The 11,397-nt window shown below is 73.8% G+C and carries 12 protein-coding genes; 9 read left to right on the top strand and 3 right to left on the bottom strand.

From position 1 onward, the window contains the following. The first annotated feature begins 231 nt into the window (after positions 1 to 231). The 5 genes from AB0472_RS44055 to AB0472_RS44035 are packed head-to-tail and all read left to right on the top strand — an operon-like array spanning position 232 to position 3,595. A complete protein-coding gene (locus AB0472_RS44055; protein ID WP_366365155.1) occupies positions 232 to 636 on the top strand; it encodes a hypothetical protein in 405 nt (134 codons plus the stop codon). Continuing rightward, positions 633 to 1,604, top strand: a complete 972-nt coding sequence (locus AB0472_RS44050) for an FAD:protein FMN transferase (protein WP_366365154.1) — start codon at positions 633 to 635, stop codon at positions 1,602 to 1,604. The genes AB0472_RS44055 and AB0472_RS44050 overlap by 4 nt, the downstream gene beginning before the upstream one ends. Continuing rightward, positions 1,601 to 2,179: a ferric reductase-like transmembrane domain-containing protein gene (locus AB0472_RS44045; RefSeq protein ID WP_366365153.1), complete on the top strand. Its 579-nt coding sequence runs from the start codon at positions 1,601 to 1,603 to the stop codon at positions 2,177 to 2,179. Before AB0472_RS44050 ends, AB0472_RS44045 begins: the two co-directional genes overlap by 4 nt. Then, positions 2,176 to 3,393 (top strand): NADH-ubiquinone oxidoreductase-F iron-sulfur binding region domain-containing protein, encoded by a 1,218-nt coding sequence (locus AB0472_RS44040; RefSeq protein WP_366365152.1) that lies wholly within the window; start codon positions 2,176 to 2,178, stop codon positions 3,391 to 3,393. Before AB0472_RS44045 ends, AB0472_RS44040 begins: the two co-directional genes overlap by 4 nt. Position 3,394: 1 nt before the next feature. Beyond that, entirely contained in the window at positions 3,395 to 3,595 is a 201-nt protein-coding gene (locus AB0472_RS44035; RefSeq protein WP_366365151.1) for a ferredoxin, read from the top strand. A 90-nt stretch (positions 3,596 to 3,685) separates the two neighbouring features. On the opposite strand, the gene AB0472_RS44030 is transcribed toward AB0472_RS44035, so the two are convergent. Genes AB0472_RS44030 through AB0472_RS44020 form a run of 3 tightly spaced genes read right to left on the bottom strand, consistent with a single transcriptional unit; the run spans position 3,686 to position 5,637 of the window. Continuing rightward, positions 3,686 to 4,582 (bottom strand): aminoglycoside phosphotransferase family protein, encoded by an 897-nt coding sequence (locus AB0472_RS44030; protein ID WP_366365150.1) that lies wholly within the window; start codon positions 4,580 to 4,582, stop codon positions 3,686 to 3,688. A gap of 42 nt (positions 4,583 to 4,624) precedes the next feature. Further along, positions 4,625 to 5,131 carry a ferritin-like domain-containing protein gene (locus AB0472_RS44025; protein ID WP_366365149.1) on the bottom strand — a complete coding sequence of 169 codons (507 nt, stop codon included), beginning with the start codon at positions 5,129 to 5,131 and terminating at the stop codon, positions 4,625 to 4,627. Then, positions 5,128 to 5,637, bottom strand: a complete 510-nt coding sequence (locus tag AB0472_RS44020) for a hypothetical protein (protein ID WP_366365147.1) — start codon at positions 5,635 to 5,637, stop codon at positions 5,128 to 5,130. Before AB0472_RS44020 ends, AB0472_RS44025 begins: the two co-directional genes overlap by 4 nt. Positions 5,638 to 5,955: 318 nt before the next feature. On the opposite strand from AB0472_RS44020, the gene rimP reads away from it, so the two are divergent. The 4 genes from rimP to infB all read left to right on the top strand — a co-directional run bounded on the left by rimP (position 5,956) and on the right by infB (position 11,159). Further along, positions 5,956 to 6,465 carry a ribosome maturation factor RimP gene (rimP, locus tag AB0472_RS44015; protein WP_366365145.1) on the top strand — a complete coding sequence of 170 codons (510 nt, stop codon included), beginning with the start codon at positions 5,956 to 5,958 and terminating at the stop codon, positions 6,463 to 6,465. A 2-nt stretch (positions 6,466 to 6,467) separates the two neighbouring features. Then, entirely contained in the window at positions 6,468 to 7,454 is a 987-nt protein-coding gene (gene nusA, locus AB0472_RS44010) for a transcription termination factor NusA (RefSeq protein WP_351719893.1), read from the top strand. A gap of 149 nt (positions 7,455 to 7,603) precedes the next feature. Beyond that, positions 7,604 to 7,873, top strand: coding sequence for a YlxR family protein (locus AB0472_RS44005; RefSeq protein WP_294004377.1), 270 nt, complete (start codon positions 7,604 to 7,606; stop codon positions 7,871 to 7,873). 154 nt (positions 7,874 to 8,027) lie between these two features. Next, complete coding sequence (infB, locus tag AB0472_RS44000) at positions 8,028 to 11,159, top strand: translation initiation factor IF-2 (RefSeq protein ID WP_366365143.1); 3,132 nt, start codon at positions 8,028 to 8,030, stop codon at positions 11,157 to 11,159. The last annotated feature ends 238 nt before the right edge of the window (positions 11,160 to 11,397 follow it).

Here is an 11,397-nt window from a genome sequence, read left to right as displayed (position 1 = left end):
CGTCTTCATGCTGGCCTACCCGTACGGCGCCCCGGACATCAACTCCGGCTACGAGTGGTCCGACGCCGACGCCGGACCGCCGAACAACGGTGTCGCACACCGGGGGCCGCCGCGGCTTTTCAGGAACGTCTCAGGCGGTTCTTCCGCTCCGTACGGGAGTCTCACAGGCTTCTCTCAGGCCGGTACCCGAACGTGATGCGTGACAGAGAGTCACGCGGGAGGGGATCGGTCATGACCGAGAAAGTGCACGGCGAGAAGTCCGGGGAAAGGGGCGCGGCCGCTGCGGTCCGCCGGGGCGGCCGGCGTACGGCGGCCGTGGCGGCGGCGGTCACGCTGGCCGCGGCGGCCGGGGTGTTCGCCCTGGTCGGCATGGTGCGGTCGGACGCCGCCACGACGGCGACCAGCGGCACCGGCACGGGTACGACGGCGAGCTCCGGCGGCTCCGGCTCGGTCTCGGGCACGGACAGTTCCTCGTCCGGCACGTCGACCGGCTCGTCCGGCTCGACCGGCTCGTCCGGCTCGTCCGGCTCGTCCGGCTCCTCCGGCTCGTCCGGCTCGGACCTCCAGGCGTCCTCCGACGGGCTCACCTCCGGCAGCGGATCGAGTTCCTCCGACGCCACCTCGGGGGCGTCATGACCGCCGCCCGCGCCCCGCGCCCGACGGCCGCCGCCGAGTGGCGTGCCCTCGACACCACGGTCCGCCTGGTCGTCACCGACCGGACCCTGCTGGACTCCTGCAACCTGCTGCTCGCCCGGCAGCTGGCCGAGGTCGACGCGGCCTGCAGCAGGTTCCGCGCCGACTCCGAACTCGCCGCCCTCGACACCGCCCACGGCCGCCCGGTCCGGGTCAGCCCACTGCTCGCCGAGGCACTCGGCGTCGCCCTGCGTGCGGCCGGGGCGACGGACGGCACGGTGGACCCGACCGTCGGCTCGGCGATGGACGCGATCGGGTACGACCGCGACTTCACCGTGGTCCGCGAGGACGACCGCCCGGTCTCCCTGCGGGTGCGCCGCGTCCCGGGCTGGCGGAAGGTCACCCTGGACCCGGCGAGCGGCACGGTCACCGTCCCCGAGGGCGTCCGCCTCGACCTGGGCGCGACGGCCAAGGCCTGGGCCGCCGACCGGGCGGCGCGGACGCTGGCCGAAACGGCCGGCTGCGGAGTGCTGGTGAGCCTCGGCGGTGACACCGCGGTCGCCGGTGAGCCCCCGGCGAGCGGCTGGCGGATCCGCGTCCAGGACGTCACCGGCCCGGTGGACGAGACGCCCACACAGGGGTCGTACGACACCGTCTGCCTGCGCTCCGGCGGTCTGGCCACCTCGGGCACCGGCGCCCGCCGCTGGCAGCGCGGCGGCCACGACCTGCACCACATCCTCGACCCGCGCACCGGACTGCCGGTGCGCTCTCCGTGGCGCACGGTCTCGGTGGCCGCCGCCGACTGCGCCGACGCCAACGCGGCGACCACGGCGGCCCTGGTCAAGGGCGCCGGCGCGGCACGCTGGCTGACCCGCCTCGGCCTGCCCGCCCGCCTGGTCGCGCACGACGGGACCGTCGTCACCACGCCCGGCTGGCCGGCCCCGCTCCCGGCCCCGGAGGCTGCGGCGTGACCTCCGAAACCCTCTGGTACGTCAACCGGGCCACCGGCGTGGTCTGCCTGGTCCTCTTCACGGTGGTCGTCCTTCTTGGCATCGCGGTCCGCCTGCGCACCCGCCTGCCCGGCCTGCCGCGCTTCGGCACCATGAGCCTGCACCGCATGCTCTCCCTCTCCGCCACCGCCTTCCTGGCCCTGCACGTCACCGTGGCGGTCGTCGACGGCTACGTGAACATCACGGCGCTGGACGCCCTCGTCCCCTTCGTCTCCGACTACCGGCCGCTCTGGCTCGGCCTCGGCACGGTCGCCCTCGACCTCATGCTCGCGGTCCTGGTCACCAGCCTTCTCAGGGAGCGCCTCGGCCACCGCGCCTGGCGGGCCGTGCACTGGCTGGCGTACGGGTCCTGGCCGGTCGCCCTCGTCCACGGCATCGGCATCGGCACGGACTCCGGCGCCGACTGGATGACCTGGCTGACCGTCAGCTGCGTGGCGACGGTGGTCGCCGCCTTCGCCCTGCGCACCGCCCGGACCGTCCGCGCCGCCCGCCGGACCCCCACCGCACTGCTGCACACCGAAGGGGCCCACGCATGACGACGCTCCGCACCGACGTCCACATGCCGCCGCGGCTGCTGGCCCCCGGCGGCACCCCGGCCGACCGCACCACGCACGAACAGCGCTACGGCCCCCTCGGGTACGGCGATCCGGCCGCGCTCCTGCGGACCCTGGCCGAATCCGGGCTCACCGGACGCGGCGGGGCGGGCTTCCCGGCGTACCGGAAGTTCGTCTCGGTGGCCGACGCGGCCCGCCGCACCGGACGCGCCCCGACGGTCGTCGCGAACGGCGCGGAGAGTGAACCCGCCAGCCACAAGGACCGGACCCTGCTCCGGCTGTCGCCCCATCTGGTCCTGGACGGGCTGCAGTTGGCGGCCGAGGCGGTCGGTGCGGCGCAGGCGTACCTCGCCGTCGAGGACGGCGCCTCCTACCTGGAGTCGGCCCTCGCCCAGCGCCACGACCCGGTGCGCGTGCAGGTCGTACGGCTGCCCGCCCGGTTCCTGTCCGGCCAGGCCTCGGCCCTGGTCCGGTACCTCTCCGGCGGCCCCGCCCGCCCCGCCCACCCGGTCCCGCCGGTCCGCGAACGAGGCGTGCGCCGTGCCCCCACTCTGGTCCAGAACGTCGAGACCCTGGCCCACCTGGCCCTCGTCGCCCGCTACGGCGCCGACTGGTTCCGCTCGGCCGGCACCCCCGCCGAGCCGGGCAGCGCCCTGTGCACCCTGCACGTGCCGGGTCGCGAAGTCCGGGTCGTGGAGGCCCCGTTCGGTATGCCCGTCGGACGCCTCCTCCCGCTGGAAGGCATGTCGGCGGCCCTGGTCGGCGGCTACCACGGCACCTGGATCCCCGCCGCCGAGGCCGCCCGGGTCCCGCTGTCCGCCGCCTTCCTGGGCGCAGGCGTGCTGGCCGCCCTCCCCGCCGACCGCTGCGGCCCGGCCGAGACGGCCCGCGTCCTGCGCCACCTGGCCCTGGAGTCGGCGGGCCAGTGCGGCCCCTGCCTCAACGGCCTCCCGCGCATGGCCGCCGCCTTCCGTACGCTGGCCACCCCCGGCCCGCAGGGCACCGCCCGCACCGACCTCTTCCGCTGGGCGGGACTGGTGGCCGGCCGGGGCGCCTGCCACCACCCGGACGGCACGGTCCGCCTGGTCCGCAGCGCCCTCACCACCTTCGCCACCGAACTGGACGCCCACGCCCACGGCCGCTGCACGGCGACCGACCACACCCCGCTGCTCCCCGTACCCGCAGAAAGGGCCTGACATGGACCAGCACATCACGATCGACTGGACCTCCTGCCAGGCCCACGGCCTGTGCGCGGAGCTGCTCCCCGAGCACATCACCCTGGACGAGTGGGGCTACCCGCTGCTGGACGGCCGCCCCGTCCCACCCCGCACCCGCAGACGAGCCCGCAGGGCGGCGGCGGACTGCCCGGTCCTTGCCCTGAAACCGGGGCAGGGCTGAGCGCCCCGCCAGGGGCGCTGGGGGTACCCCCAGCCGGAGGCTGGGGGAGGAACTGCGCGACCAGCCCCACCGGACCCGCACCCGAAGTCGTCAAACCCACCCGGCGAATTCGAGCAACAGCTCCGCATCCTTCGGCCGCCCCACGCGAAGCGCCCGCACACCCGACTCCACCGCCCGGAACAGCGTCCACCCCCGCAACCGCTCCTGGTCGACCTCCAGGGACTCCGCGAGCCGCTTGATCCGCCGCCGGGTGATGGACGCCCCGGAGGGCGAGGCGATGAGGTCCTCCACCCGGTCGCGCACCAGCCGCGCCAGATCGAACGCGCACTCCCCGACCACCGGATCCGGCCCCACCGCCAGCCACGGCATCCGCTCCCCGGCCAGCACCTTGCTCTGCCGGAACGTGCCGTGCAGCAGCCGTTGCTCGGGCGGCGCGGTCAGCAACTCCTCCCGGGCCGCGAGCGCCGCCGCCACCAACGGCGCCACCTCGGCGTCACCGGCCGCCCCGGCCATCGCCGCGGCCTGCCGTCCCGTCCGCTCGGCCACGGTCTCGAAGACGTGTGTCCCCGGCGGCGGCACCCACAACCGCCGGAGCGTCCCCGCCGCCTCCAGCAGCGCCTTCGCCTCGGGGAGGGACCGCACCGACACCTCCGGATGCAGCCGCTCGACGAGCAGCACCCCCGCCGGCCCGTCGGCCTCCAGCACCTGCACCGCACCGAGCCCGCCCCAGTGCGCCAGCGCCGCCGCCTCGCTCTCCGGCCGGGCCCGCCGTGGCGCCAGCTTCAGTACGGCAGGCGTGTCGTCCGACCGCCGCACCAGCAGCACCACACTGCTGCGGCCGCCCGGCACCTGCACCCGCTCCACGGTCAACTCGCGTTGCGCGACGGCCTGTTCCACCGCACCCGGCAGCTTCTTCAGCCACTCGTCACCGTCCGGCGCCGTCTCACCGAGCGCCCTCACCAGGCGCCTCGGCGGTTCGAAAGCCATACGCGAGTCGTTCCTTTCCTGTTCCAGTCCCGTTCCAGGTCTCTAGGGGGTGGCCGAAGCCGTCAGCGAGGGCGCGGCCGACCCACCGGCCGTCGCTCCGGAAGCCACGCCGGTACCCGCCCGTTCGGCGAGCCCAGGGAAGGCTACGCTCTCCCCGTTCCAGCGCACCGCCCGCACCGCGGCCTCCCGCAGCGCCGCCGCCGCCGAGCCCCGCCGCTCCCCGGCGGAGGCCCGGACCAGGTCGGAGTACACGTCGGCCACCCGCTCCTCCAGTTCGGCCGCGAGCCGTACGGCCGTGGCGGTGTCCGTGACGGCGAACGGCAGCGCGTACGCGGCGCTCGCGGCGACGGGCGTACCGCCCAGGTCCCGCACCTCGCGGACCAGCGCGTCGCGGCCGGCCCGGTGCGCGTCGTACGCCGAGCGTGCCTCGGCCAGCCGCTGCCCGCCGATCCGGCCGCCGACGACTCCGTAGCCGTAGACCGCCGCGTGCTCGGCCGCCAGTGCTGCCTGGAGCGCCTTGAGGACGCCCGCCTCCGCCTCGTCGCTCACCGGTCACCCTTCGTCAGCAGGTACGCGTGTCCGGCCCCGGCCGCCGCCACCCCGGCCAGCAACCGGGCCAGCTCGCCCGGCACGTCCAGCAGCGCCTTGGCCCGTTGGTCGGCGAGGCTCCGTTCGGCTGCGGCCAGCGAGGCGAGCGCGGACTTCTCGTCGGCGGCCACGGCCGGCGAGGCCGCCGCGGACGCCGTGCGCGAGGGAGAGGCAGAGCCCGACGCCGTGGGCGCGGTGCCCTCCTCGAACGCCGCCGCGTGCGCCGCCACCTCCGCCCGCAACGGCCGCAACCGCTCCGCGAGCGCCGGATGGACGGCGAGGACGGCGTCGTACTGCCGCAGCAGTTCCCGGCTGTCCCGCGCCGCACGCGCGCGTGCCCGCGCGGACACGGACGTACTCCCACCGCTCCCGGCGGCGTCCGAACCGGAGGAGCAGCCCGTCAGCACGGCGGCCGAGGCCACCGAAACGATCAGGCTCCTTCTGCGCAACAGCGAGGGGAACGACACGGCAGACGTCCTCAAGGGGGCTCGTACGAACACACGGCCGGACATGCACCCGACCGTGATCACGTTACCGGTGCACCCCCACAACTGACGTCACCGCCTCGGCGCCCCCCGCCGCAGCCGACCAAAGGGGCGCGGGAAACCGCGCGACCGGCCCCGAACCACCCGCACCCGCCCGACAACCTCAGCCCCCCGACCCCCGCAGGGCGTTCGGCCCCACGGCCGGAGGCACCCGCACGCAACACCCCTCACGACCCGATACCCTTTGACCAGACACGCGACCCATCCCACAACAGCACACGCGGCCGAGGAGTCACCCGGATGAGCACCACCCAGAGCGAGAGGCTGCGAGAGCTCCTGGAACCGCTCGTCACCTCCCAGGGACTGGATCTCGAAGAGATCGCCGTGGACTCCGTCGGACGCAAGCGTGTGCTGCGCGTCGTCGTCGACTCCGACACCGGGGCGGACCTGGACCAGATCGCCGATGTGAGCCGTGAGCTCTCGGCGAAGCTCGACGAGACGGACGCGATGGGCGAGGGGGAGTACACCCTCGAGGTCGGCACCCCCGGCGCGGAGCGCCGGCTCACGGAGCACCGGCACTACCTGCGCGCCGTGGACCGGCTGGTCAGGTTCCAGCTCGCCGAGGGCGGGGAACTGGTCGCCAGGATCCTGGACGTCGACGACGAGGGCCTCTCCCTGGAGGTGCCCGGCGTCAAGGGCCGCAAGGCGACCGGCCGCAGACTCGGCTTCGCCGAGATCGACAAGGCGCGCGTGCAGGTCGAGTTCAACCGCAAGGACAAGAAGGACATGACGGAAGAGGAGGAGGCGTAGCCGTGGACATCGACATGAGCGCCCTGCGGGGCTTGGTTCGGGAGAAGGAGATCTCCTTCGACCTGCTGGTCGAGGCGATCGAGTCGGCCCTCCTCATCGCCTACCACCGCACCGAGGGAAGCCGCCGCCACGCGCGCGTGGTGCTCGACCGGAACACCGGGCACGTGACCGTGTGGGCGAAGGAGGACCCCGAGGACCTGGAGGAGGGGCAGGAGGCGCGCGAGTTCGACGACACCCCGTCGGACTTCGGGCGGATCGCCGCCACCACCGCCAAGCAGGTGATCCTGCAGCGGCTGCGCGACGCCGAGGACGACGCCACGCTCGGCGAGTACGCCGGCCGCGAGGGCGACATCGTCACCGGCGTGGTGCAGCAGGGCCGCGACCCGAAGAACGTGCTCGTCGACATCGGCAAGCTGGAGGCCATCCTGCCGGTGCAGGAGCAGGTCCCCGGTGAGACCTACCCGCACGGGATGCGGCTGCGCTCGTACGTCGTACGGGTGGCGAAGGGCGTCCGCGGCCCCTCCGTCACGCTCTCCCGCACCCACCCGAACCTCGTGAAGAAGCTCTTCGCCCTGGAGGTGCCGGAGATCGCCGACGGGTCCGTCGAGATCGCCGCCATCGCCCGCGAGGCCGGTCACCGGACGAAGATCGCGGTCCGTTCCACCCGTTCGGGCCTGAACGCCAAGGGTGCCTGCATCGGCCCCATGGGCGGCCGGGTCCGCAACGTCATGGGCGAGCTGAACGGCGAGAAGATCGACATCGTCGACTGGTCGGACGACCCGGCCGAGATGGTGGCGAACGCGCTGTCCCCGGCCCGGGTCTCCAAGGTCGAGGTCGTGGACCTGGCGTCCCGGTCCGCCCGGGTGACCGTGCCGGATTACCAGCTGTCACTGGCGATCGGCAAAGAGGGGCAGAACGCCCGGCTCGCCGCCCGGCTCACCGGCTGGCGGATCGACATCCGGCCGGACACCGAGCAGGCGCCCGAGTAGATCACCCGGCCGGCCCCCGGTCGGGGGCCAGCCGAGGTTCACTCGGACGAGGGGAATAGTTCCAAGCCGCAGGTCGCTTGGATTACGACAACGGGCGTTCGATCTTTGCCCCGAAGGGGTGAGGTCGGTTCGGGGAGGTAGACTTAGCGGTGTCTGGCCGGACGCATGCCCGCGCATGCCCTGAGCGCACCTGTGTGGGGTGCAGGCAGCGAGCGGCCAAGACCGAACTGCTGCGGATCGTGGCGGTCGAGGACGAATGCGTCCCCGATCCTCGCGGTACGCTGCCCGGCCGGGGTGCATATGTACACCCCGCCCAGGTCTGTCTGGACCAGGCGGTGCGCCGCCGGGCACTCCCGCGGGCGCTGCGCGCCCCGGGTCCGCTGGACGTAAAGGCGTTGCGCCGGTACGTCGAGCAGTAACACCGTAAGAAGCGTCGTTCGGAACGTCCGTGCGGCTCTGGTACCCCGCGAGTTGGAAGTAGGTCGAGATTGCGATGAGCACTCGATGAGCACGCGATGAGTACGCCCATGAAGTAGCGACGGTCCGGACGCACCCGGACCTAAAAGGAGCGAAGTGGCTAAGGTCCGGGTATACGAACTCGCCAAGGAGTTCGGGGTTGAGAGCAAGGTCGTCATGGCCAAGCTCCAGGAACTCGGTGAATTCGTCCGTTCGGCGTCCTCGACGATCGAGGCGCCCGTAGTACGCAAGCTGACCGACGCGTTCCAGGGCGGTGGCAACGGCAAGTCCGCCGGCAAGCCCGCCCCGCGCAAGGCGGCCCCCAGGCCCGCCGCGCCCTCTCCGGCGCAGGCGGCACGTCCCGGTGCACCGAAGCCCGGTGCCCCGCGTCCGGCAGCCCCGCAGCCGCAGGTGCAGGCCCCGGCGGCCCCCGCGGCCCCGCAGGCGCCCGCGACCCCGGCTCCGGCCCCGGTCACCCCCGCGCCGGCCGCCTCCGGCCCGCGTCCCGTCCCGGGCCCCAAGCCCGCGCCGCGTCCGGCTCCGGCCGCGCCCGAGTTCACCGCCCCGCCGGCCCCTCCGGCCGCCGCGGCACAGAGCCCGGCCGCCGCACAGGGCCAGCGTCCGCAGGGCGGCGGTCCCCGTCCGGGCCAGGGTGCCCCGCGCCCCGGCGGCCGTCCGGCCCCCGGCCAGCGCGACGCCCGTCCCGGCCAGGGGGCGCCGCGTCCCGGTGGCCAGGCCCCGCGTCCGGGCGGTGCCCGTCCGGCCGGTCCGCGTCCCGGTAACAACCCCTTCACGTCCGGTGGCTCCACCGGCATGGCCCGCCCGCAGGCCCCGCGCCCGCAGGGCGGTCCGCGCCCCGGTGGTCCCGGTGCCCCCGGCGCGGGTCCCCGTCCGCAGGCGCCCGGCGCCCAGGGCGGCGGTCCGCGTCCCCAGGCTCCCGGCGGTTCCCGCCCGAGCCCGTCCGGCATGCCCCGTCCGCAGGGCGGTCCGCGTCCCGGCGGCGGCTCCGCGGGCCCGCGTCCGAACCCCGGCATGATGCCGCAGCGTCCCGCTGCCGGCCCGCGTCCCGGCCCCGGTGGCGGCGGTCGCGGTCCCGGCGGTGCGGGTCGTCCCGGCGGCGCCGGTCGTCCCGGTGGCGGCGGCGGCTTCGCCGGTCGTCCCGGTGGCGGCGGTGGCGCCCGTCCGGGCGGTGGCGGCGGCTTCGCCGGTCGTCCCGGCGGTGCTCCCGGCGGTGGCGGCGGCTTCGGCGGCGGTCCCGGCGGCGGTGGCGGCGGTCGTCCCGGCTTCGGTGGCCGTCCCGGCGGTCCCGGTGGCCGTGGTGGCACGCAGGGCGCCTTCGGCCGTCCCGGCGGTCCGGCGCGTCGCGGTCGCAAGTCGAAGCGGCAGCGTCGCCAGGAGTACGAGGCCATGCAGGCCCCGAGCGTCGGCGGCGTGATGCTGCCGCGCGGCAACGGCGAGACCATCCGTCTCTCCCGCGGCGCGTCGCTCACCGACTTCGCGGAGAAGATCAACGCCAACCCGGCGTCGCTCGTCGCGGTCATGATGAACCTCGGCGAGATGGTCACGGCCACGCAGTCCGTCTCCGACGAGACCCTGCAGCTCCTCGCCGGCGAGATGAACTACGAGGTTCAGATCGTCAGCCCGGAGGAGGAGGACCGCGAGCTGCTCGAGTCCTTCGACATCGAGTTCGGCGAGGACGAGGGCGGCGAGGACGACCTGGTGGTCCGTCCGCCGGTCGTCACCGTCATGGGTCACGTCGACCACGGTAAGACCCGACTGCTCGACGCCATCCGCAAGACGAACGTCATCGCGGGCGAGGCCGGCGGCATCACCCAGCACATCGGTGCCTACCAGGTCTCCACCGAGGTCAACGACGAAGAGCGCAAGATCACCTTCATCGACACCCCGGGTCACGAGGCGTTCACCGCCATGCGTGCCCGTGGTGCGAAGTCGACCGACATCGCGATCCTGGTCGTCGCGGCCAACGACGGCGTCATGCCGCAGACGGTCGAGGCGCTCAACCACGCCAAGGCGGCCGACGTCCCGATCGTCGTCGCGGTCAACAAGATCGACGTCGAGGGCGCCGACCCGACCAAGGTGCGCGGTCAGCTGACCGAGTACGGCCTGGTGGCCGAGGAGTACGGCGGCGACACCATGTTCGTCGACATCTCCGCCAAGCAGGGTCTGCACATCGACGACCTGCTGGAAGCGGTCGTCCTGACCGCGGACGCCTCGCTCGACCTGCGGGCCAACCCGCACCAGGACGCGCAGGGCATCTCGATCGAGTCCCGCCTCGACCGCGGCCGCGGTGCCGTGGCGACGGTCCTCGTCCAGCGAGGCACGCTGCGGGTCGGCGACACGATGGTGGTCGGCGACGCGTACGGCCGGGTCCGGGCGATGCTCGACGACAACGGCAACAACGTCGCCGAGGCCGGCCCCTCCACGCCGGTCCAGGTCCTGGGTCTGACCAACGTCCCGGGCGCCGGTGACAACTTCCTCGTGGTCGAGGAGGACCGTACGGCCCGCCAGATCGCGGAGAAGCGTGCCGCCCGCGAGCGCAACGCGGCCTTCGCGAAGCGCACGCGCCGCGTGTCGCTCGAGGACCTGGACAAGGTGCTCAAGGCCGGCGAGGTCCAGCAGCTCAACCTCATCATCAAGGGTGACGCTTCTGGTTCCGTCGAGGCTCTGGAGTCCTCCCTGCTCCAGCTGGACGTCGGCGAAGAGGTCGACATCCGCGTCCTGCACCGCGGCGTCGGTGCGGTCACGGAGTCCGACATCGACCTGGCGATGGGCTCCGACGCCATCGTGATCGGCTTCAACGTCCGCGCGGCCGGCCGCGCGGCGCAGATGGCCGAGCGCGAGGGCGTGGACGTCCGGTACTACTCGGTCATCTACCAGGCGATCGAGGAGATCGAGGCGGCCCTCAAGGGCATGCTCAAGCCGGAGTTCGAGGAGGTCGAGCTCGGTACGGCGGAGATCCGCGAGGTCTTCAAGTCGTCCAAGCTGGGCAACATCGCCGGTGTCCTCATCCGCTCGGGCGAGGTCAAGCGCAACACGAAGGCCCGACTCGTCCGCGACGGCAAGGTCATCGCGGAGAACCTCAACATCGAGGGCCTGCGCCGCTTCAAGGACGACGTCACCGAGATCCGCGAAGGCTACGAGGGCGGTATCAACCTCGGCAACTTCAACGACATCAAGATCGACGACGTCATCGCGACGTACGAGATGCGCGAGAAGCCGCGGGTGTAAGGCCTACGGTTGGTAGCCGGCCGACGGGACTTCGGTACCGTCGGCCGGCACTTTTCCCGTCGGGATGCCCCCGCCACGGGGCTCCGCCCAGGACCCCGACCTCGCCCACCCACCACCCGACTCGGTGAGCTGAAAAGGTGCCCCCCCGGGGGGTGTCTGTTCGGCGGACCGAGACTGTGCTCTTCCTGGCCGACCGAGTCGGGTGGTGGGTGTGCGAAGGCCAGGGTCCGGGGCGGAG

It is taken from the genome of Streptomyces sp. NPDC086777 (genome assembly GCF_040702065.1).
In the GTDB taxonomy this organism is placed as follows: domain Bacteria; phylum Actinomycetota; class Actinomycetes; order Streptomycetales; family Streptomycetaceae; genus Streptomyces.
This window is presented reverse-complemented; position numbering and strand designations above follow the sequence as displayed.

What these genes read in the sequence shown, in the direction of transcription:
- AB0472_RS44030 (WP_366365150.1), bottom strand. Translation starts at nt 4,582, where the DNA reads ATGGCTTTCGAACCGCCGAGGCGCCTGGTGAGGGCGCTCGGTGAGACG.
- AB0472_RS44040 (WP_366365152.1), top strand. Translation starts at nt 2,176, where the DNA reads ATGACGACGCTCCGCACCGACGTCCACATGCCGCCGCGGCTGCTGGCC.
- AB0472_RS44055 (WP_366365155.1), top strand. Translation starts at nt 232, where the DNA reads ATGACCGAGAAAGTGCACGGCGAGAAGTCCGGGGAAAGGGGCGCGGCC.
- rimP (WP_366365145.1), top strand. Translation starts at nt 5,956, where the DNA reads ATGAGCACCACCCAGAGCGAGAGGCTGCGAGAGCTCCTGGAACCGCTC.
- AB0472_RS44050 (WP_366365154.1), top strand. Translation starts at nt 633, where the DNA reads ATGACCGCCGCCCGCGCCCCGCGCCCGACGGCCGCCGCCGAGTGGCGT.
- AB0472_RS44035 (WP_366365151.1), top strand. Translation starts at nt 3,395, where the DNA reads ATGGACCAGCACATCACGATCGACTGGACCTCCTGCCAGGCCCACGGC.